The following is an 18954-nucleotide window of genomic DNA, read 5'->3' as shown; positions in this document are numbered from 1 at the left end:
GTGGGCCACGGCACCTCTTTCCCCTCCGGCCTGGGCGTATGCTTCTGCGGGGCCGCCACCGGGGTGGCCTGTCGATTCCTCGAGGAGCACAATGGCCAGCCTGTCGCAGTGGGTCCAGGGCGCCCGACCCCGCACTCTTCCGGCCGCCCTGTCCCCGGTCGCCGCCGGCACAGGTGGCGCGATCTGGCAGCTGGAGACGCAGACCGGCGGCGTCGACTGGGCCGTGGTGATCCCCCGGGCGCTGCTCGCGCTCGCGGTGGCCCTGTGCCTCCAGGTCGGGGTCAACTACGCCAACGACTATTCCGACGGGATCCGCGGCACGGACGAGAACCGAGTGGGGCCGTTCCGGCTGACTGGTTCGCGCGCCGCTGCCCCGCGGCAGGTCAGGACAGCCGCCATCGCCGCGCTCGCCGCCGGCGCGCTGTTCGGGGTGGTGCTGATCGCCCTCGCCCAGATCTGGTGGATGCTGATCGTCGGAGCCGCCGCCATCGCCGCCGCCTGGTTCTACACCGGGGGCAAGAATCCGTACGGCTATCGCGGCCTGGGTGAAGTGTTCGTCTTCCTCTTCTTCGGCCTGGTCGCCGTCAACGGCACCGCCTACGCGATCACGGTGCAGCTGGGATGGGTGTCCGTGCTCGCCTCCGTCGGGGTCGGACTGCTGGCGGTGGCGATCCTGCTGACCAACAATCTGCGCGACATCCCCACCGACTCCGTCTCCGGCAAGCAGACCCTGGCGGTGCGGCTGGGTGAGCGTGGCACCCGCGTGCTGTTCGCGGGGACCATGCTGGCCCCCTTCGCGCTGCTGGTGCCGGTGATGATCGTCCACTGGCCCACCGTGGCGGTGCTGGTCGCGCTGCCGCTGGCGATCGCGCCGCTGCGCACCGTGCTGCGCGGCGCGAGCGGCCGGGACCTGATTCCGGTGCTCGGAGCCACGGGTCGGCTCGAGCTGGTCTACGCGCTGCTGCTGCTCATCTCTCTGGCCGTGTGATCCCGTCGGCGCGGTCCCCGTCGGCGCCGCCCTCGTCGGCGCGGTCCCCGTCGGCGCGGTCCCCGTCGGCGCGGTCCCCGTCGGCGCGGTCCCCGTCGGCGCGGTCCCCGTCGGCCTCGTGCCCGTCGGCGTCGGCCGCCCGGCCGTAGTCGTCCAGCAGCGCGTCCTCCTCGACGGCGTCCTCGTCGACCGGCTCGCTCTTGCGGGCGCGGCGGCGATCATCGGCAGCCTTCCAGCGCATGGCCGCGGCCTCTCGGATCCGGTGCAGGAACAGGATCGAGATCAGCATCGCCAGCAGCGCCGCGAGCACGCCTGCCAGCATCACCCCGATGTCGAACAGGGTCAGTACCCACCAGATCCCGACCCACAGGGCCAGGCGGATGACGGCGAACAGGGCCATTTCTCGCATGGGATCAGGGTAGAGCGCCCGCATGGGAATGGGCCGATCATGGCCATGAGCCCGGTCACCGACATGACGCCGATCACCGCAATGATCAGGCGCGTTGCCTAGACTCCCGCCATGCCCCGCGCGATCCTCGCTCTCGTATCCATCGCCCTGACCGTCTTCGCGCTCGCTGACTGCGTCCAGACCACGAACGACAAGGTCCGCGGCATCCCGAAGTGGGCGTGGGTGGTGCTCATCGTGCTGCTGCCGTGGGTGGGGCCGATCACCTGGCTGATCGTCGGCAAGGACCGCAGCAACGGCGGCAGCGGCGGGTCGCGCCGGACCCGGCCCACGGCGCCCGACGAGGACCCCGACTTCCTGCGCCGGCTCGACGAGGACATCCGCCGCGAGCGGCGGGAGCGCCGTCACCGCGATCAGGACGGCGACCAGAACTCCGAGTAAGGATCTGCACGAGCCCGCAGCAGGACCGAGCAGGCCCGAGCAGGACTGCCCCGGGTCACAGCCCCGAGTACGAGTGCAGGCCGTTGATGACCGTGTTGACGATCGTGTAGTTGAAGACCACGGCCACGAACCCCGCCAGGGCGAGCCCGGCGGCGCGGCTGCCACGGAATCCGCCGGTGGCGCGGGCGTGGAGGTAGGCGGCGTAGATCACCCAGATGATGAACGTCCACACCTCCTTGGGGTCCCAGCCCCAGTAGCGGCCCCACGCCTCGCGCGCCCAGATCGCGCCGAACATCAGCGTGAAGGTCCAGCACACGAACGCGACGGAATGGATCCGGAAGCTCAGCGCCTCCAGCACGGTGGAGCTGGGCAGCCGGTCCAGGACGTGCCCGAAGCGGCCCCAGTGCTCGGGCAGCTCCTCGCCCGCCTCGGCCTTGACCACCAGGGCGCGCTCGTGGCGAGACTGCAGCAGCTGCAGGGCGGCGACCACGGCTCCGAGGATGGACAGGGCGGTGGCCAGGATCGCGACGGCGATGTGGATGTAGATCCAGTGGGAGTTCTGCAGGCTCGGGGTCAGCTCGGCGGCGGGCACGATCCAGAAGGTCTGCGCCAGCAGCATCACCAGCAGCACCGGGCCGACGACGAAGGTGCCCAGCGCCCGCAGCTCGGCACGCTTGATCGAGAAGATCAGGAACGCCGCCATCACCACGGCGGTGCTGGTGGTGGCGAACTCGTACATGTTCGCCCACGGCACCCGCTGGGTGGCGGCGGCCCGGGTGGCGACACCCGCGATGTGCAGCACCGTCGCCGCGCCGGAGAGCAGGAAGGCGAAGGACTGTGCGGTCATCGTGCCGGAGGCCCGGCCCGCCGGCGGGCCCGAGCCGGCGGCCTCGTCACTGACACCGGTGCCCGCGGTCCCGCCGGATCGTCCCTGCGACGTGGTGGCCCCGGACCCGGCGCCGGGAACCGCCGCCTCGGCGGTCTCGGCCCGTGAGGCGGCTCCGGAGCCGACGGTCGCGGGCTCAGCGGCCGGCGCGGCACCGGAGGTGCGGCTCTCCTGTGCGGCCAGCCGCGCATCACTGCGGCGCTGGGACATGGACGCGAGGTCGGCGGCGAAGCCGATCAGTGCGAGCACGTACAGCACGATCGTCACCACGATGGCGAGATTCGAGATCTCCGCCAGCTGCTGGTCAATCACTGTGCACTACCTCCAGGGGTGTCATCGTCATCGGCTGCCGTCTCCGGAGCCGCCGGGTCGCGCTCGGCGCGCGACCCGGTCCCATCCTGCGCCGTCCCATCCTGAGCCGTGCGATCCGGCGCCGGCTGATCGGTCGCCGTCCGGCCGGCCGCCGTCTGCTCGGTGGCCGCGGCCCCATCCTGCGCCGAGATGATCTTGTCGGCCAGTGCCTGCACATCATCCGGCAGGGCCGGGTCGTCGCTGCGGGCGAGGCCGGCGACCTCCAGCACGGCGGTGCCGTCCCGTTCGCCCACGCGCACCCAGAGCCGCCGTCGCGGCACGAAGAGGGAGAGGATGAGCCCGCCGGCGGCGACCAGAGCACTGACCAGGACCCAGCGCTCGAACGGGTCGTGGGCGACGTCGAACGCGGCGTAGCGCTTGACTCCGTCGAAGCTGATGGTGGTGCCGTCGGGCAGCTCGTACTCCTGGTTCGGGTACAGGCGCACCAGCACCGGCGAGCCGTCCTCGTCGGCCACCGGCTCCAGCGAGGAGACGTCGACCTCGTAGGCATTGGTCGGCACCCCCTCGTCGAGCCCGAGGTCTCCCTGGTGGACGGTCAGCGCGAGCTGCGGATCCACGAGGTCCGGGTAGATCGAGTGCGGTCCCTGCTCGTCGATCACGCCGGTGGGAAGGAAATAGCCGACCACGGCCGTCTGCTTCGGCTTCGCATCGGGCGCCTTGATCACCAGCTGCGAGGTGTAGCCGACATCGCCGGAGGGCACGGTGATGACCGGGCCCTCGGCCACGACCGTTCCCTCCGGATCGGTGACGGTCACCTCGGGGGCGTAGCCGTTGCCCAGCAGGTACATCGAGGAGCCGTCGACATGCAGGGGCTTGTTCACCTGCAGGGTGCGGTCCTCCTCCGTCTGCCCCGGGGTGTCGACGTGGACGTCGGCCTCGAAGGACAGCGGCTGGCCCACGCGGTCCTCGGGGCCCTCCTGGACGTACTCGGCGCGGAAGTCCTCGAGCGTGAAACGGAACGGGGGCAGGCTCGAGGGGTCGAACCAGGGCCCGGAGTCGAAGGAGTCGTACTGGGTCAGGGAGTTGGAGAAGCCGGAGCCCTCGACCACGGTGATCTGACCGCGGTAGCTGGTCAGCTGGCCGCCGGCGACGCAGATCAGGACGCCGACCAGGGCGATGTGGAACAGCAGGTTCCCGGTCTCGCGCAGCAGCCCGCGCTCGGCACTGACGGAGGCGGCGGCCGTCTCCTCGCGGCGCTGGGTGCGGTAGCGGGAGCGACGCAGGGAGCGCTGCGCGGTCTGCAGGAGCTGATCGGCGTCGGCGCCGGGCAGTTCGGTGCGGGTATAGCCCGTGAAGCGGGTCAGCCGCGAGGGGGTGCGAGGCGGCTTCGAGCGCAGCTGGGCGAGATGCACGCTCACCCGCGGGACGATGCAGCCGATCAAGGAGATGAACAGCAGCAGGTAGATCGCCGAGAACCACGGCGAGGAGAACACCTCGAAGAACCCGAGGGTGTCCAACAACTCGCCCCAGCGCCCGTTCTCCTCGAGGAACTGGTCGGTCAGAGCCGGGTTCACGCTGCGCTGCGGGTACAACGACCCCGGGACGGCGGCGATCGCCAGCAGCATCAGCAGGATCAGCGCCGTCTGCATGCTGGTCAGCTGGCGCCACAGGAACAGCAGGGTGCCGCGCAGTCCCAGCGAGGGCAGGGTGGTGCCGCCGCGCGGGCCGTTCTTGTCGCGCTTGCTGCTCCAGGGATCCGGCGAGGCGGCGTCCTCGGACGAGCTGCCGTCCGCTCCCGCGCTCTTCGCGGCGCTCGGGGCCCCGCCCTTCTCGTCCCCGGGGCGTGGTGAGGTGCTCAGGTTCTTCTCCGCATCGTCGTCGCCGGCCATCAGACCACCGGCTCGAAGGTCGAGATCACGCTCTGCAGGTCACCCATCCAGGCCGACCACTGCCCCGTCATCAGCAGCACGCCGATCGTGATCAGCAGCGCCCCGGAGACCAGGCCGATGCTGCGGCGGTGACGGGAGAGCTTCTTGCTCAGCCCCAGGGCGCGCTCGAACAGCAGGGCGAACAGCACGAACGGGATGCCCAGGCCCAGGGAGTACGCGAGGGCCAGCACGCCGCCGCGCAGCGCGGCGCCGTCGCCACCGCCGTTCAGGGACAGGGCGACGATCGCGGCATAGGTGGGCCCGATGCACGGGGTCCAGCTGAGACCGAAGACGAGGCCCATCAGCGGGGCGCCCAGCAGGCCCGCGTCGGGGCGCTTGCTGGAGACGGGTCGGTTGGCGCCGAGACCGGGGAAGACTCCCAGGAAGACCAGGCCCATGAGGATGACGATGGCGCCGGCGACACGGTCGATCCACACGCTGTACTCCTGCAGCAGGTACCCCAGAGCGCCGGCGAAGCCGCCGAGCACCATGAACACCGCTGCGAAGCCGGCGACGAACAGGAGGCTGCCGGCGAGCATGCGCCCGGTGCCGGGCTTGGCGCCCTTCCAGGCCGGCGAGGTCCGCCCCCGCGTGCCGGCGACGACGCCGCTCTGGCCTGCCAGTCCCGAGACATACCCGAGATAGCCGGGGACGACGGGCAGCACGCACGGGGAGAGGAAGGCGACCAGTCCGGCGGCGGCGGCCACGGCGATGGCCAGCAGCAAGGATCCGGACAGCGCGGTCGCCTGGAAGGCCGCTCCGATCTCGGCGAGGATCATTCGGCCAGCACCCCGTCGAGCATGCTGCGCAGCACGGAGGGATCCGCGGCGCCGGAGATGCGCGCGGCGACGCGGCCCTCACGGTCCAGCACCAGGGTGGAGGGGACGGCGTTGGGCGCGACCTGGCCGCGCAGCTCGTACATGATCTGGGCGTCCTGGTCGGGCATCGAGGGGTAGGTGATCCCGTAGTTCTCCTCGAACGCCCTGGCAGGACCCTCGGAGTCGCGCACGTTGACCCCGACGAACTGCACGCCCTGGTCGGCGTAGTCCTCGTGGATCTTCTGCAGCTCCGGGGCCTCCTTGCGGCACGGCGGGCACGAGGCGTACCAGACGTTGACCACGAGGACCTCGCCGCGCTGGTCTGCGGCGGAGAACTCCTCGCCGTCGTACGTGGTGCCGGAGAACTCGAGGGGCTCGGTGCGCTGATCGGGGGTGATCTCGGTGGTCACGCCGTCGCCGGAGACGTAGCCGGATTCGTAGCGGTCACTGGTGTCGTTCCCGCACCCGGACAGCGCCGCCGCCGAGAGGACGCCGGCGGCCGCGAGCAGGCCGCGGCGGGAGGGCCGGACGGTCCGCGCCGCGCGGGCAGCCGGAGCACTCGCGGGAGAGTGGACAGCACGGGGAGGCAGAGCGAAGAGGGCCGGCCGGGACTCCTCGGAGAACGGGGACGGCAGGGAGCGCGGACTCACGTCAGGCGACCTCCGGTCGCATCGACCGCCCCCGCGTAGAGCTCGGCGGCCGGCTCGGCGTAGTCCACGCCGGCCAGGTGGGGGCCGACGAAATGCAGGCTGGTCACCGAGCACAGCGCGCACTGGCGCCGGCGCGGATCGTGGAAGAGCGGTTTGCCCTCGGCGCTGCGGCGGATCAGCCAGATGGGCAGCTGGTGGAGGACGAGCACCGCTTCGTGCCCTTCGGCCTCGGCGCGGACGTCGTGCACCGCGGCGATCACGCGCTGGAGCTGTTCACGGAAGGGCTCGCCCCAGGAGGGTCGGGTCGGGTTGACGAACCAGCGCCAGTTGCGCGGGTCCCTCAGCCGTGCCTGGCCGTGGCCCATCCGGTGGCCCTCGAAGTGGTTGCCCGATTCGATGAGCCGCTGGTCGGAGGTGACCTCGAGGTCGTGAGCGGCGGCGATGGGCGCGGCCGTCTGCTGGGCACGCAGCAGCGGGGAGGAGCGCACCACGGCGACGTCGGAGTCGGCCAGGTGGCCGGCGACGCGTTCGGCCATCTGTGCGCCGCGCTCGCTGAGGCGGTACCCGGGCATGCGTCCGTACAGGATGCGATCCGGGTTGTGCACCTCGCCGTGACGGACGAGGTGAACGGTGGTGGTGGTCATGAGAGCGAGGTCCTCCCTACTCCGAGCCGCTTCACGGTACCAACCGTTTCTCCGAATCAGCTCTGCGGCGGCTCCTGCGGGTGAGGCGCCGGACATCCCAGGGCGATGGGCGCCCCCTCGGGCACCGCGCGGCCCAGGATCCGGCCCAGCTCCAGGAAGTCGTCGTGGCCGATCACGTCCAGCAGCAGATCCCGCACCGAGCGCACGTGGGTCGGCGCCGCGCGCTCCAGCAGCGCCTGCCCCGCCTCGGTCAGCTGAGCCTGCCGGCCGCGACCGTCGGCCGAGCATCGCACCCGTTCGACCAGGCCGCGCTTCTCCATCCGGCCGATGGTGTGGGTGAGGCGGGAGCGGGAGTGGACGACCTGGTCGGCGAGCTCCGACATCCGCAGGAAGCGGTCCTGCGCCTCGGACAGGCGCACCAGGATCTCGTACTCGCCGAGGGTCAGGTCGATCTCCGGATCCGCCTGCAGCGCTTCGGAGAGCCGGTCGCTCAGCAGCGCCGTGGCGTAGAGGAAGCTGCGCCATGCCGCCTGCTCTTCGTGGGTCAGCCAGAGCTCCTCGGGCGTCGACGCCCGATCCGCACCGCTTGACTGTATGTCCTGCATCACTGTCTCCTTCTTCCGAGGGCACTGCCGTTGCCGCTCGCCCGAGTATAGTTTATCTTTCAAGCACGAGTTCGGTGAACGCCCGAATCTCTTGTCAGCCTCGATCCCAAGGAGACGAAGCATGAACGACCTCACCCCCGGCACCTGGACCCTCGACCCCGGCCACACCTCCGCCAGCTTCATGGTGCGCCACGCCGGCATCTCCAAGGCGCGCGGCCAGTTCACCGACATCGAGGGCAGCCTCGTCGTCGGCGAGAACTCCGAGGACCTGTCCTTCCAGGCCACCCTGAAGACGGCCTCGATCGACACCTCGCAGGAGGACCGCGACAACCACCTGCGCAGCGCCGACTTCTTCGATGCCGAGACCTACCCCGACATCAAGTTCGTCTCCACCAAGCTCGAGGGCGACAAGCTCCACGGCGATCTCACCATCCGCGACGTCACCAAGCCGGTCGTCCTCGACTTCTCCTACGAGGGTGCCGCCACCGACCCGTTCGGCACCTACCGCGCGGGCTTCACCGGCGAGACCACCATCTCCCGCAAGGAGTTCGGGCTGACCTGGAACGCGGCCCTCGCCGCCGGTGGCGTCCTGGTCGGTGACGAGGTCAAGATCAGCATCGAGGCGGAGTTCACGGCGCCGACCGCCGCCTGATCCGCCGCGTCCGAGCCATCGGCCGCAGGAGCATTCCCGCTCGAAGCCGGCGGCGCCGGCACCGGCGTGCATGACGGGCCGTCCGCTTCGTGCGGGCGGCCCGTCCTCGTCGCGGGGCGGGCGCTCTCGTCGCGGGAGGGCCTGGCACAAAGGTGTAGCTGAGCGGACCGTGCCCCCTCTCAGCGCAGGGCACGGTCCGCTGAGCTACATGTTCGTGCCACCACCCCCGGCACCGGGTCCCCGGTCCGCTCGATATGGTGCCAGCCATGAACACGCCGCGCGTTCCCTCCCCTGCCGATCCGCACGCCCGGATCCTGTACCTCACCCGGGACGGCTGTCACCTGTGCGAGGAGGCCCTGCCGGTGGTGCGGGCCGAGGCCGATCGCGCCGGCACAGCGGTCGAGGTGCGCGACATCGATGAGGACGAGACCCTCCGCCGCGACTGGGACTACGACGTCCCCGTGGTGATCGTGGACGGCTCCGTGTTCGCGAAGTACCGCGTCGAGGCTGATCAGCTGCGCGCCACACTGCGCAAGCGTCCGTGGTGGCGGCGCCTGACCGGACGGGCCTGAGAGCCCGACCGGGCGCGCCCGAAGACGCCTGCAGACGACGACGGCCCCCGTCCGAGGACGGGGGCCGTCGTGCATCACACAGTGCTCACTTCTTGTTGCGACGCTGGTGACGAGTCCTGCGAAGCTGCTTGCGGTGCTTCTTCTTGGACATGCGCTTGCGTCGCTTCTTGACGACAGAACCCATAGGTTGCCTCTGTTCTGCAGGCCACGCCTGCGGGATGATGCAGCGGATCAGGAGTGCGCGGCCCGCGGGGTCTCCACAGAGGTGGTGCGCGGTCCGCCGCCACGGTCGACCAGCCATTCTACACAGCGAGCCTGCAGATCCCTCCGCGGGTGAGCGATATCGCTCGCACGTGCCTGCGCGCGTGAGCGAGATCGCACGCAGTCAGCTAGCCGCGCGCGAGCGCGAGGTCCCCGGCCGCCCGCTCGGCGCGCTCGAGCTCGGCGTCGACGCCCGCCACCACGTGGCTGAGGGCGACCTCGCGCACCTGGGCGGTGAGCACCGTGCGGGCCCGGCGGCGGTGGCCGGCGCTGGCGAGCGCGGCGACCGCTCCCCCGGCCAGAGCCAGGAGAACGCCGGCCGCGATCCCCAGCACGATCAGCGCAGTCGGCACGGGGATCGGGATCCACAGCTCCTCGATCATGGGCATCGGCGGCGGAGGGATGGCGAAGAAGGCGAGCGCGGCGTTCAGCACCAGCCAGCCCAAGCCCACCACCCAGGTGAGCACGGCCAGCCACTGCAGGATGTTCAGCACGGGCCACCACCACGAGGCCGTCGCGGTGCGGAGATCGGCGCCCGCGACAGCCTGGTCCAGGGCGTCGGGCAGCTCCTCCTCCCGGGAGCGGGCTGCCTGGCGCACCGCGGCCCGCCAGGGATCGCTGCCGCCCACCGAGGCGGCATCGGCGAACCGGCGCACCCCGCCGGAGGCGCGGGCCCGGGTGGCCGCATCGGGCTCGGGCAGCGAGGTGCGCTCCAGCCCCTCACCGTCACGGCGGCGGCCGATGCCCAGCCGGCCCAGCGGATCCGGGCGCAGCCGGCGCACCCAGCGCAGCGGCGGCCAGCCCACCTGCCCGGCGGCGCGGTAGCGGTAGGAGGCGCCGACGGCCTGGGCCACCGGCTCGACCCGGGCCGCGGTGGCCAGGTCCTCGACCAGCGTGGAGACTTCCGCCTGCGGGACCTGCCCGGGCATCCCGGACGGGTCGGCGGCCTCGAGCAGCCGCTCGGCGCCGCCTCGGACATCGGCGCGCTGACGGGCGGCGGTGGCCTCGCGGGTGCGGGCGATGGCAACCAGCTGCTCGCGCAGCTGATCCACGCCCTCGCCGGTGCTCGCGGAGGTCCCCAGCACGGGCGCCTGGTCCAGTCCGTCGGCCCGGGCGATGCCCGACAGGGAGGCCAGGACCTCCTCGCGCTCGCTCTCGCGGATCCGGTCGATCTGGTTCAGCACGAGCACGGTGACGGCGTCGTGACCGGCGTAGGGGCGCACGAAGTCGTGGTGGAGGACGGCGTCGGCGTACTTCTGGGGGTCGGTGACCCACACGATCACGTCGACCATGCCCGTCATGCGCTCGGCGATGGCGCGGTGGTCGGCCTGGACGGAATCGAGATCCGGCAGGTCCAGCAGCACGATCCCGGGGGTCCCGTCGTCGGCGCCGTCCCCGTTCGCGGCCCTGCTCTGCGCCCCGTCAGGGTCCGCGCCACGGACCCTGCGCCTCCGGCACCGACGGGAGGGCACCGGGGCGGCCGCGGCCTCCAGGGTGACGCCGGTGCCGTCGAGGTGATGGCGCTCCTCGACCTCGAGCCAGTCCAGCAGGGGGTCGCTGCCGGCGGCGCCGAGCACCGCTGCGACCGGGCGGGCGGTGGTCGGCCGGCGCACGGCGGCCCGAGATATCTCCGAGCCGACCAGGGCGTTGACGAGCGTGGACTTCCCCGAGCCGGTAGCGCCGAAGACGCCGATCACCGTGTGCTCGGCGGACAGCGCCCGACGCCGGTCGATGCGGTCCAGCAGGTCACGGACGGCCTCGACGTCGGCGCCGGGGGCGATGCCCTCGAGGGCATCCGCGGAGCGCTCGAGGGCGTCGATGCGCTCGGCGAGCGGGGCCGGGCCACGCCTGCGACCCGGGGTGCGGTCGGGGCGGCCGGTGCGATCGGGACGGCGGCTCATGCATCCTCCCGGATGGTTCCGGCGAGCTGGTCGAGGGCGTCGGCGTCGGCCTCCAGGAGGTCGGCGGAGCCGTGATCGCCGAGCTCGTCGAGCAGGTCGAGGAAGGGTCCGGAGCGGTCGGCGACCAGGGCGTCGAGTCGGGAGCTGAGACGCTCCCGGGCCACTCGCGCCATCCGGCGCACCGCCTCCTCCCCGAAGATCGTCTCCAGCAGCTTCTGGCCGACGACAGCGGTCGCGGCACCCGCGCCGACCTCCAGCCCCGTCGGCACGAAGGCGGTGGAGGCGAACACGACGACCATGAGCGCGACGCCCACGGCGTTCACACCGAGGGAGAGCAGGCGGGCCTTGGTGCGGCGGTCGGCGCCCTCGGAGCGCACGAGCTCCAGCACGTCGCCCTGCCAGGCGCGGATGGCGGTGGAGACCTGCTCGCGGTACCCCTCCGGGATCCGGGAGAGATCCCGGCCCTCGGCGAGGTAGCGGCCCGCCGGGGTGGCGCGCCAGGAGGCGTCGGCCCGTTCCGCCCCGCGGGCGCTCTCGTCGATCACGACATGGACCAGACCGGTGCCCAGAGCCTGCTCGGCGGCGACCGAGGGGGCCGGTCTGCCGCTGATGGCGAGGCCGATGCGGTCGCGCACCCGCGAGACGAGGTTCTCGACGCCGCGGAAGAACTCGCCGGTGCCGACGACGTCCTGCCAGCGGGCGAGGACCTCGCCGCGCAGCAGAGAACCGTCGCCAAGGGCCTCGTCGATCCGTTCTCGGGCGCCGGTGAAGGCCGCCAGGGCCTCGTCGCGCAGCCGTTGCCGCTCGGCCTCCTGGGCGCGGGCGTGCGACGCGATCTCCCGCGCGGACCCGGCGAGCCCGGCGATGGCGCCGGCGAGGGTGCGGCGGGCGATCCGGCCCCGGCCGCCGGCGTCGGCGGCGAGCGCGGAGAAGTGCTGTTGGAGCTCGGCGATCTCGGCCGGGGGCAGCATCCCCTGCTCGTCGAGCTCGGTCTCGTGGACCAGGAAGAGGTGGGTGACGTCGATGCCGTGGCGCTCGAGCATCTCTCGCAGGTCGGTGGCCAGTTCCTCGGAGACGCCCTCCCGGTCGGGGATGCGGTTCATGACCACGTCGACCCTCACGTCGCGCTCGGCGGCGGTGCGCAGGACCTCCCACGGCACCGCGTCCGCATACCGGTTGGCGGTGGTCACGAACAGCCACAGGTCCGCGGCGCGCAGGAGCTGCCGTGCCAGCTCACGGTTCCCGGCGGCCACCGAGTCGATGTCGGGAGCATCGAGCAGGGCGAGGCCCTGGGGCACGCGGGCCTGCGCGCTCAGCTCGAGGCTGGTGGCGGGATGGACATCGCCGGCAGCCTCCTCATCGGGGCCCGGCCTCGCCACCGGCGCAGGTCCGCCCGGCACGGACCCACCGGCGATCGCAGTGTCGGAGACGGCGCCGGTCGTGGCGCCACGGCCACCGGCCTCCCCGCCGGCGCGGACCCGGGCCAGCCCCGGCAGGATGCGGGTGCCGGTGAACCAGGGTTCGTCGGCCGGATTGTGCAGCAGCACGGGCCGGCGCGTGGTGGGCCGGATCGCGCCGGAGCGGCTGGCGGTCTCGCCCACGAGGGCGTTGACCAGGGTCGATTTGCCGGCGCCGGTGGAGCCGCCGATGACCACCAGCAGCGGGGCGTCCAGCGATTCCAGCCGCGGGACGACGTGGTCGGCGAGCTGGGACCGGGCGGAGGTGACCTGCCCGCGGGCCTGCTCGGCGCCGTCGACGGGCAGCGGGAGATCCACGGTGGCCAGGTGCTCGGCGAAGGTGTCGAGCACCGCGGTGGGCTTCGTCGTCATCGTTCTCCCCGAAGGCTGTGCGCGCACGACCCGGTGCCGGGCCGACGTGGCGACATTGTCTCAGGATCGGATCCCGCGCCAGCGAGGCCGGGCGGCGACGCCGGCAGCAGGGCCGGCGGCGAGAGCACGCGCGGCCACCCGGCCAGGGCTGACGCAGACGGTCCAGCCGGTTCGTCCGGTCCAGCTGGTTCGGCCGGTTCAAGCGGTTCGGTCCAGCCGGTTCAGTTGGTCCAGCCGGTTCAGTCGAGGTACGGGTCCAGTCCCCACTCGGGGAACGCGGCGCGCCGGGCCGCCTGCACCGCGCGGTCCAGCTCGTCGGCCGGGTCGTAGCCCGTCGCCCAGTCGCGAGCCGAGAGCGCGCGCCCGTCGCCGAAGGTACGGATCCCGGGATCCGGGGACAGCCCGTGCGCGCTGCGGGCCCGTCTCTCGGCCTCGAGGTAGGAGGCCGGCAGCGCGGCGTCCGGCTCGAGCGGGTCCCCGGTGGCCACCGCGATCAGCTGCGCCCAGGAGCGGGGCACCACGTCGATCACCGCGTAGCCGCCACCTCCCAGCGCCAGCCAGCGGCCGTCGCAGACTTCGTCGGCCAGCTCGCGCAGCATGATCATCACCTCGCGCTGGGCCTCGAGGGAGACGCTGAAGTCCCCCAGGGGGTCGACGCGATGAGTGTCGGCCCCATGCTGGGTGACCAGGAGCGTCGGGCGGATGGCCCGCACCAGGGCGGGCACCGTGGCGCGGATCGCGCGCACCCACCCGTCGGCCGTGGTGCGCGGCGGCAGCGGCACGTTGATGGCCGATCCCTGCGCGCCCGCTCCCCCGGTGTCCTGGATGAAGCCGCTGCCGGGGAACAGGCGCTCGCCGGTCTCGTGGATCGACAGGGTGACGGCGCGGGGCTCGTCCCACAGGGCCAGTTCGACGCCGTCGCCGTGGTGGACGTCGACGTCCACGTACAGCACCCGCTCCTCCCCCTGGGCCAGGGCGTGCTGGATCGCGACGGCCGCGTCGTTGTACACGCAGAACCCAGAGGCGCTGCCGGGCCGGGCATGGTGGAGGCCCCCGGCGATGTTGACCGCGCGACGCACCCGGCCGGAGCGGATCGCGTCGACCGCCGCGATCGAGCCTCCGGCGATGCGGGCGGAGGCCGTGTGCATCCCGGGGAAGGCCGGCACGTCGTCCCCGCCGATGCCGAAGTGGATCAGCTCGTCGGCCGCACCGAGGTCCTGGGGCAGCGACGCCTGCTTCACCGCCGCGATATAGGCGGCCTCATGCACGGCACCGAGCTGCTCGTCGGTGGCCACGGGAGCCTCGAGGAACTCCACGCCGGGCCGATCCAGGAGCCCTGCGCAGCGGGCGAGCTCGAAGGTCAGCGACAGCCGCACCGGGGACATCGGATGGTAGGGACCGAAGTCGTACTCGGACAGGGCATCGTCGCGCACCAGGCCGGTGGCGTCCGGGACGGAGCCGGGGCCGGCGTGCGGAGTCGGGGCGGACAGGGGCGCGGCATCGGGCATGCGTCGAAGCGTACCCACGAGCGGTCCGGTGCGGTCGGATGCCCGGCGCGGTCTCATAGACTGCCCCGAGCGCGGCGACCTGCCGCGGGAGGACGCCAGCGGAGCCGGCCTGCGGCCGGCCGCACGATGACGAGACGGGGAGCGATGACCGGACGGCAGGCCAGAGCCGCGCTGCGGCGCGTGCTCGGACCGCTCGGAATCCCTGTCGACGACTGGTGGAAGCGCCTGGCTCCCCTGTTCAAGCTCACGCCGGCACGAGCCGCCCTCGGTGTGTTCACGCTGATGATCGCGCTGTTCACGGGCCTGCTGTCGCTGCCCGCCGCCTCCGCGGACGGCCAGCGCACCGCCTTCGTCGACGCCCTGTTCACCGCCACCTCGGCCATCTGCGTGACGGGCCTGGTCTCGGTGGACACCGGGTCTAACTGGTCGACGCTGGGGCTGAGCATCATCATCGTGGCGATGAAGATGGGCGGCCTGGGGCTGCTGACGCTGGCCTCGCTGCTGAGCCTGTCGGTGATGCATCGCCTCGGCCTCGCCCAGCGGATGATCACCGCGCAGGAGACCAGAGCCGAGCGCCTGGCGGAGGTCGGCGGGGTGCTGCGCATCATCGTGATCACCTCGACCGCCTTCGAGATCGCCACGTTCATCGCGCTGACCCCGTACATGATCCTCAACGATCACGGCGTCCGCGAGGCCCTGTTCCTGGGCCTGTTCTACGCCGTCAGCGCCTTCAACAACGCCGGTTTCGTGCCCGAGGCGCAAGGAGTCGGCCAGTACCTCGGGGACCCGTTCTTCTCGGTGCCGGTGGGCCTGGCCGTGCTGGCGGGCTCGCTCGGCTTCCCCGTGATCCTGGCGGTGGTCAAGAAGCTCCGCATCCCGCACATGTGGAGCCTGCACGCCAAGCTCACCCTGGCGACCACCGGTCTGCTGCTGGTGATCGGCTGGCTCGGCTTCCTGATCCTGGAGTGGACCAATCCCGCCACGCTGGGCGGCCAGCCGCTGGGCACCAAGATCCTCGCCTCCGGGTTCGCCTCGATCATGCCCCGTTCGGGCGGCTTCGCCACGTTGGACGTGGGGCAGATGACCGCCGAGTCCCACCTGCTGACCGAACTGCTGATGTTCATCGGCGGCGGCTCGGGATCCACCGCGGGCGGCATCCGCGTGACGACGTTCGCCCTGCTGGTGCTGTCGATCTGGGCGGAGCTGCGAGGCAATCCCGACGTCGAGGCGTTCGGCCGACGCATTCCCCAGGAGACCATCCGTCAGGCCATCGGCGTCCTGGTCCTCAGCGCCGCCGGGGTGTTCATGGCGACGTTCCTGCTGCTGCGGATGACCACGTTCACGCTGGACGAATCACTGTTCGAGTCGCTGTCCGCCTTCGGCACCGTGGGCCTGTCCACCGGCATCACCTCGCAGCTGCCCACCGAGGCGAAGTACGTGATCATCGCGTGCATGTACGTGGGCCGTCTGGGGCCGACGACCCTCGGCGCCGCCCTCGCCCTGCGTCACCGCCGCCGGATGGTCCAGTTCCCCGAGGAGCGGCCGATCGTCGGCTGATCCCCGGCGGGCCCGTCCGCGGACCTCGTAGACTGTGCCCGCCCGGCCCGCGGGACCCCGCGGTGACCTGCCGGGGACGAGGAGGAGACATGGCGCGCCGCGCACGCGATGAGGGAGTGCTGGTGATCGGCCTGGGCCGTTTCGGCGCCGCCATCGCCGTCACGCTGGAGAGCCTGGGGACCCAGGTCCTCGCGATCGACGAGCACGAGGACCTGGTCCAGAAGTACTCCGGCCAGCTCACCCATGTCGTCCGCGCCGACGCCACCCAGCCCGAGGTCCTCGACCAGGTGGGCGCCTCGGACTTCTCCGTCGCCGTGGTCGGCGTGGGCACCTCCATCGAATCCAGCGTGCTGATCGCCGCGAACCTGGTCGATCTCGGCAAGCCCGTCATCTGGGCGAAGGCCATCTCCACAGCGCACGGCCGCATCCTCCAGCGCATCGGTGCCCACCACGTGGTCTATCCGGAGGCCGACGCCGGCAAGCGGGTCGCGCACCTGGTCAACGGGCGCCTGATGGACTTCATCGAGTTCGACGACGACTTCGCCATCGTCAAGATGCGGCCGCCGCGCGAGGTGCAGGGCAAGAGTCTCGCCGAATCCGATATCCGGGCCACCTTCGGCGTGACCGTGGTGGGCGTGAAGTCCCCGGGCAAGGACTTCACCTACGCGGCGCCGGACACCATGGTGGACCCCCACGACCTGGTGATCGTCTCCGGGCACACGGATCTGATCGAGAAGTTCTCCAACCGGCCCTGAGCCCGCCTGTCAGTCCCCGGCCATCTGCCGGGAGTGGTCCGCGGCGGCGGCCATCGCACCGGCCACCCCCGCACGGACCCCGGCGCGTTCCATCGCGGCCAGGCCCTGGACGGTGGTCCCACCCGGAGAGCTGACCGCGTTCTTGGCCGCCGCCGGATGGGCACCGGTCTCGCTCAGCACGGTCGCGGCGCCGCGCACGGTCTGCTGGATCAGGGACGCCGCCAGATCGCGCTTCAGGCCCAGGCGGACGGCCTCGTCGGTCATCGCCTCGATGATCAGGTAGGTGAAGGCGGGAAGGGACCCGGCGGCGCCGATGAAGGCATGCACCTGCTCCTCGGTGATGTCCACGGCGACGCCGGCGCGGGCGAACAGGGCGTGGACCAGGGCGTGCTGAGCGTCCTCGACGCTGGTGCCACGCATGAGGCCGACGACGCCCTCCCCCACCGCGATCGGCGTGTTGGGCATCGCCCGCTCGACGGGCATGCCGGCCGGGAGGGCGGCCTCCATGGCGGCGATCGTGACGCCGGCGGCCAGGGAGATCACCACGGCGCCGGCGGGCAGGGAGTCGCGGATCTCGGAGAGCAGATCCAGGACCTGGTACGGCTTGACCCCGAGGACGACGACGTCGGCCCCCTCGAGCGCCTCGGAGCGGGAGGCGGCGGTGGCGCCGAGCTCCGCGGCGGCCCGCTCGCTGCTGGCGGAGGTCGAGTTGACGATCTGCAGATTCTCGGCGGCCACGCCCGCGCTGAGGAAGGCACGGGCGACGGGGCCGCCCATGTTGCCGGCTCCGATCAGCGCGATCCGCACTCCGGAGAGGTCCGGACCGGACTGCTCGGCAGAGGTCTGGGCGGCGGGGTGCGAGGAGGATGCAGTCATGACGACCAGGGTACGGCGGGTGCCCGAACAGGGAGGGCGCGAACGGCCTCCCGCCCCGTCGCCGCGGGCTCAGCTGTGCTCGGAGACGGTGCGCTTCTCCAGCAGGATCAGCAGCTGCACGGCGACCACACCGAGCACCGCCAAACCCAGCAGCGCGAGCCAGTCGGCGTCGGGCGCCTGCAGGGAGCCGGCTTCGTCCTGCCACGGCCACAGGCTGCGCAGGGCGCCGACCATCAGCCCGGCGAGGACCACCATGGTGCTGCGGTGGTAGCGGGTCAGCACGTAGCGCAGCAGCTTGACCATCACCACCAGGCCCACGCAGGCCCACAGCCCGAACCAGGCGATGAAGCCGAGGTCCCGCTGGTCGACGGCCTGCAGCACGGGCTGGTAGAGCCCCAGGCTGAGCAGGATGAAGGAGCCCGACAGGCCGGGCAGCACGAGGGCGCTGACCGCGAGGGCGGCCGCGGGCGCGATGATCCACAGGCTCGGCTCGAGGGAGGCGGTGGGCAGCGACGTCAGCGCGAACGCGATGACCGCCCCCACGGCGAAGCGGAGGTACTCTGCGCCCCGCCAGGCCCCGCCGGAGAGACGGACGGGGACCATGACCGAGCCGAGCACCAGTCCGAAGAACAGCGCACGCATGGTCTGCGGGAAGGTCTCGACCAGATGTGAGACCGGACCGGCCAGGGTCAGCACGGCGGCGCCCATGCCGATCAGCAGCGGGATCACCAGGATCCAGGAGACGGCCCGCAGCTCCCGGCGCATCGAGGTGAGGCGATCCGGGCCGGTGACCAGCCGGCGGGCGGCAGCGGTGACGTGGTGGCCGGAGTCGATCAGCTCGTCATAGATCCCGGTGACCAGGGCGACCGTGCCGCCGCTGACTCCGGGGATGGTCTCGACCAGACCGATGAGCGCTCCGCGCAGCAGGTTCCCCAGGGGGTTGCGGTGCTGCGGCAGAGCCGGCTCCCGGCCAGGCTCCGCCGAGGCGGCGTTCTTCGAGGGGGCAGAGGCGGGGTCCGTCATGGCCGCTAGCGTACGGGGCGCTTGCTGGGGCCTCGGTCAATGCCGGTCTCGAGCCCCGTCATGTCGCGCGAGATCCCGGTGGTGTCGGGGTCGGGATCGAGCGCCTCAGCGTCCGGGTCCCCAGTGGGGCGGGACGTCTCCGGCGATGCGGTGATCGTTGGATTCGTCGGTCCCGGGCTCCGGGGCCTCCTCGGCCAGGCGGTCCGGCACGATCGGGCGACGCTCCGGCTCGGACTCGCCGGGCTCGTCGTCCTCGGGCTCGTCCCAGGCGATGGGCTTGCCCGTCACCGAGGAGATCACGACTCTGCGGCTCATCGCTGTTCCTGCTGGCTCATCGCCGCT

The 18954-nt window shown here is 72.1% G+C and carries 20 protein-coding genes; 6 read left to right on the top strand and 14 right to left on the bottom strand.

All coding sequences use genetic code 11. The features are described 5' to 3' along the window. Positions 1 to 91 precede the first annotated feature (91 nt). On the top strand, positions 92 to 988 hold the full coding sequence (locus tag ACFQS2_RS06250) for a 1,4-dihydroxy-2-naphthoate polyprenyltransferase (protein ID WP_377793082.1): 897 nt from the start codon (positions 92 to 94) through the stop codon (positions 986 to 988). Here the strand turns inward: ACFQS2_RS06250 and ACFQS2_RS06245 are convergent. After that, a complete protein-coding gene (locus tag ACFQS2_RS06245; RefSeq protein WP_377793081.1) occupies positions 969 to 1397 on the bottom strand; it encodes a DUF4229 domain-containing protein in 429 nt (142 codons plus the stop codon). The two genes, ACFQS2_RS06250 and ACFQS2_RS06245, sit on opposite strands and share 20 nt — an antisense overlap. 111 nt (positions 1398 to 1508) lie before the next feature. On the opposite strand from ACFQS2_RS06245, the gene ACFQS2_RS06240 reads away from it, so the two are divergent. Further along, the gene (locus tag ACFQS2_RS06240; protein WP_377018152.1) at positions 1509 to 1835 is read left to right on the top strand and encodes a PLD nuclease N-terminal domain-containing protein; all 327 of its coding nucleotides are present in this window, start codon (positions 1509 to 1511) and stop codon (positions 1833 to 1835) included. A 55-nt stretch (positions 1836 to 1890) separates the two neighbouring features. On the opposite strand, the gene ccsB is transcribed toward ACFQS2_RS06240, so the two are convergent. From ccsB to ACFQS2_RS06210, 6 genes are all read right to left on the bottom strand, one after another. Then, entirely contained in the window at positions 1891 to 3033 is a 1143-nt protein-coding gene (ccsB, locus tag ACFQS2_RS06235) for a c-type cytochrome biogenesis protein CcsB (RefSeq protein WP_377793080.1), read from the bottom strand. Next, positions 3030 to 4922, bottom strand: coding sequence for a cytochrome c biogenesis protein ResB (locus ACFQS2_RS06230; RefSeq protein ID WP_377793079.1), 1893 nt, complete (start codon positions 4920 to 4922; stop codon positions 3030 to 3032). The genes ccsB and ACFQS2_RS06230 overlap by 4 nt, the downstream gene beginning before the upstream one ends. After that, complete coding sequence (locus ACFQS2_RS06225; RefSeq protein WP_377793078.1) at positions 4922 to 5740, bottom strand: cytochrome c biogenesis CcdA family protein; 819 nt, start codon at positions 5738 to 5740, stop codon at positions 4922 to 4924. Before ACFQS2_RS06225 ends, ACFQS2_RS06230 begins: the two co-directional genes overlap by 1 nt. Next, positions 5737 to 6288, bottom strand: a complete 552-nt coding sequence (locus tag ACFQS2_RS06220) for a TlpA family protein disulfide reductase (RefSeq protein ID WP_377793129.1) — start codon at positions 6286 to 6288, stop codon at positions 5737 to 5739. The genes ACFQS2_RS06225 and ACFQS2_RS06220 overlap by 4 nt, the downstream gene beginning before the upstream one ends. Before the next feature lie 137 nt (positions 6289 to 6425). After that, positions 6426 to 7073 carry a histidine phosphatase family protein gene (locus ACFQS2_RS06215; protein ID WP_377793077.1) on the bottom strand — a complete coding sequence of 216 codons (648 nt, stop codon included), beginning with the start codon at positions 7071 to 7073 and terminating at the stop codon, positions 6426 to 6428. A 56-nt stretch (positions 7074 to 7129) separates the two neighbouring features. After that, positions 7130 to 7678: a MarR family winged helix-turn-helix transcriptional regulator gene (locus ACFQS2_RS06210; protein WP_377793075.1), complete on the bottom strand. Its 549-nt coding sequence runs from the start codon at positions 7676 to 7678 to the stop codon at positions 7130 to 7132. A 121-nt stretch (positions 7679 to 7799) separates the two neighbouring features. Here ACFQS2_RS06210 and ACFQS2_RS06205 point away from each other — a divergent pair, with 121 nt between their 5' ends. Beyond that, complete coding sequence (locus ACFQS2_RS06205; protein ID WP_377018159.1) at positions 7800 to 8330, top strand: YceI family protein; 531 nt, start codon at positions 7800 to 7802, stop codon at positions 8328 to 8330. Between the two features lie 266 nt (positions 8331 to 8596). Beyond that, complete coding sequence (locus ACFQS2_RS06200) at positions 8597 to 8902, top strand: glutaredoxin family protein (protein WP_377018160.1); 306 nt, start codon at positions 8597 to 8599, stop codon at positions 8900 to 8902. Between the two features lie 85 nt (positions 8903 to 8987). Here ACFQS2_RS06200 and ACFQS2_RS06195 read toward each other — a convergent pair whose 3' ends face one another. From ACFQS2_RS06195 to ACFQS2_RS06180, 4 genes are all read right to left on the bottom strand, one after another. Beyond that, on the bottom strand, positions 8988 to 9086 hold the full coding sequence (locus ACFQS2_RS06195; RefSeq protein ID WP_377018161.1) for a 30S ribosomal protein bS22: 99 nt from the start codon (positions 9084 to 9086) through the stop codon (positions 8988 to 8990). A gap of 205 nt (positions 9087 to 9291) precedes the next feature. Beyond that, the gene (locus ACFQS2_RS06190; RefSeq protein ID WP_377793074.1) at positions 9292 to 11064 is read right to left on the bottom strand and encodes a GTPase family protein; all 1773 of its coding nucleotides are present in this window, start codon (positions 11062 to 11064) and stop codon (positions 9292 to 9294) included. Then, on the bottom strand, positions 11061 to 12893 hold the full coding sequence (locus ACFQS2_RS06185; protein WP_377793073.1) for a dynamin family protein: 1833 nt from the start codon (positions 12891 to 12893) through the stop codon (positions 11061 to 11063). The genes ACFQS2_RS06190 and ACFQS2_RS06185 overlap by 4 nt, the downstream gene beginning before the upstream one ends. A 239-nt stretch (positions 12894 to 13132) precedes the next feature. Continuing rightward, positions 13133 to 14401 (bottom strand): acetoin utilization protein AcuC, encoded by a 1269-nt coding sequence (locus ACFQS2_RS06180; protein ID WP_377018164.1) that lies wholly within the window; start codon positions 14399 to 14401, stop codon positions 13133 to 13135. Between the two features lie 144 nt (positions 14402 to 14545). Between ACFQS2_RS06180 and ACFQS2_RS06175 the strand changes: the two genes are divergently transcribed. Both ACFQS2_RS06175 and ACFQS2_RS06170 read left to right on the top strand, forming a co-directional pair. Continuing rightward, a complete protein-coding gene (locus ACFQS2_RS06175) occupies positions 14546 to 15958 on the top strand; it encodes a TrkH family potassium uptake protein (protein WP_377018165.1) in 1413 nt (470 codons plus the stop codon). 89 nt (positions 15959 to 16047) lie between these two features. Next, the gene (locus tag ACFQS2_RS06170; protein ID WP_377793072.1) at positions 16048 to 16713 is read left to right on the top strand and encodes a potassium channel family protein; all 666 of its coding nucleotides are present in this window, start codon (positions 16048 to 16050) and stop codon (positions 16711 to 16713) included. A 9-nt stretch (positions 16714 to 16722) separates the two neighbouring features. Here the strand turns inward: ACFQS2_RS06170 and proC are convergent, their stop codons facing one another. The 3 genes from proC to ACFQS2_RS06155 form a co-directional block, all read right to left on the bottom strand. Continuing rightward, a complete protein-coding gene (gene proC / locus ACFQS2_RS06165; RefSeq protein WP_377793071.1) occupies positions 16723 to 17589 on the bottom strand; it encodes a pyrroline-5-carboxylate reductase in 867 nt (288 codons plus the stop codon). Positions 17590 to 17658: 69 nt separating this feature from the next. Then, positions 17659 to 18612, bottom strand: coding sequence for a DUF368 domain-containing protein (locus ACFQS2_RS06160; protein ID WP_377793070.1), 954 nt, complete (start codon positions 18610 to 18612; stop codon positions 17659 to 17661). A gap of 105 nt (positions 18613 to 18717) precedes the next feature. Then, positions 18718 to 18927 carry a hypothetical protein gene (locus ACFQS2_RS06155; protein WP_377793069.1) on the bottom strand — a complete coding sequence of 70 codons (210 nt, stop codon included), beginning with the start codon at positions 18925 to 18927 and terminating at the stop codon, positions 18718 to 18720. Positions 18928 to 18954 lie beyond the last annotated feature (27 nt).

Origin of the sequence: Brachybacterium sp. GCM10030267 (assembly GCF_042666875.1) — a bacterium.
In the GTDB taxonomy this organism is placed as follows: domain Bacteria; phylum Actinomycetota; class Actinomycetes; order Actinomycetales; family Dermabacteraceae; genus Brachybacterium.
The sequence above is the reverse complement of the archived record's forward strand: the minus strand, read 5'-3'. Positions and strand labels throughout refer to the sequence as shown.

Excerpts from the sequence above, each read along its gene's own strand:
- ACFQS2_RS06250 (WP_377793082.1), top strand. The coding sequence starts at position 92 with ATGGCCAGCCTGTCGCAGTGGGTCCAGGGCGCCCGACCCCGCACTCTT.
- ACFQS2_RS06245 (WP_377793081.1), bottom strand. The coding sequence starts at position 1,397 with ATGCGAGAAATGGCCCTGTTCGCCGTCATCCGCCTGGCCCTGTGGGTC.
- ACFQS2_RS06240 (WP_377018152.1), top strand. The coding sequence starts at position 1,509 with ATGCCCCGCGCGATCCTCGCTCTCGTATCCATCGCCCTGACCGTCTTC.
- ACFQS2_RS06230 (WP_377793079.1), bottom strand. The coding sequence starts at position 4,922 with ATGGCCGGCGACGACGATGCGGAGAAGAACCTGAGCACCTCACCACGC.
- ACFQS2_RS06225 (WP_377793078.1), bottom strand. The coding sequence starts at position 5,740 with ATGATCCTCGCCGAGATCGGAGCGGCCTTCCAGGCGACCGCGCTGTCC.
- ACFQS2_RS06215 (WP_377793077.1), bottom strand. The coding sequence starts at position 7,073 with ATGACCACCACCACCGTTCACCTCGTCCGTCACGGCGAGGTGCACAAC.
- ACFQS2_RS06210 (WP_377793075.1), bottom strand. The coding sequence starts at position 7,678 with ATGCAGGACATACAGTCAAGCGGTGCGGATCGGGCGTCGACGCCCGAG.
- ACFQS2_RS06205 (WP_377018159.1), top strand. The coding sequence starts at position 7,800 with ATGAACGACCTCACCCCCGGCACCTGGACCCTCGACCCCGGCCACACC.
- ACFQS2_RS06200 (WP_377018160.1), top strand. The coding sequence starts at position 8,597 with ATGAACACGCCGCGCGTTCCCTCCCCTGCCGATCCGCACGCCCGGATC.
- ACFQS2_RS06195 (WP_377018161.1), bottom strand. The coding sequence starts at position 9,086 with ATGGGTTCTGTCGTCAAGAAGCGACGCAAGCGCATGTCCAAGAAGAAG.
- ACFQS2_RS06190 (WP_377793074.1), bottom strand. The coding sequence starts at position 11,064 with ATGAGCCGCCGTCCCGATCGCACCGGCCGCCCCGACCGCACCCCGGGT.
- ACFQS2_RS06185 (WP_377793073.1), bottom strand. The coding sequence starts at position 12,893 with ATGACGACGAAGCCCACCGCGGTGCTCGACACCTTCGCCGAGCACCTG.
- ACFQS2_RS06180 (WP_377018164.1), bottom strand. The coding sequence starts at position 14,401 with ATGCCCGATGCCGCGCCCCTGTCCGCCCCGACTCCGCACGCCGGCCCC.
- ACFQS2_RS06175 (WP_377018165.1), top strand. The coding sequence starts at position 14,546 with ATGACCGGACGGCAGGCCAGAGCCGCGCTGCGGCGCGTGCTCGGACCG.
- ACFQS2_RS06170 (WP_377793072.1), top strand. The coding sequence starts at position 16,048 with ATGGCGCGCCGCGCACGCGATGAGGGAGTGCTGGTGATCGGCCTGGGC.
- proC (WP_377793071.1), bottom strand. The coding sequence starts at position 17,589 with ATGACTGCATCCTCCTCGCACCCCGCCGCCCAGACCTCTGCCGAGCAG.
- ACFQS2_RS06160 (WP_377793070.1), bottom strand. The coding sequence starts at position 18,612 with ATGACGGACCCCGCCTCTGCCCCCTCGAAGAACGCCGCCTCGGCGGAG.
- ACFQS2_RS06155 (WP_377793069.1), bottom strand. The coding sequence starts at position 18,927 with ATGAGCCGCAGAGTCGTGATCTCCTCGGTGACGGGCAAGCCCATCGCC.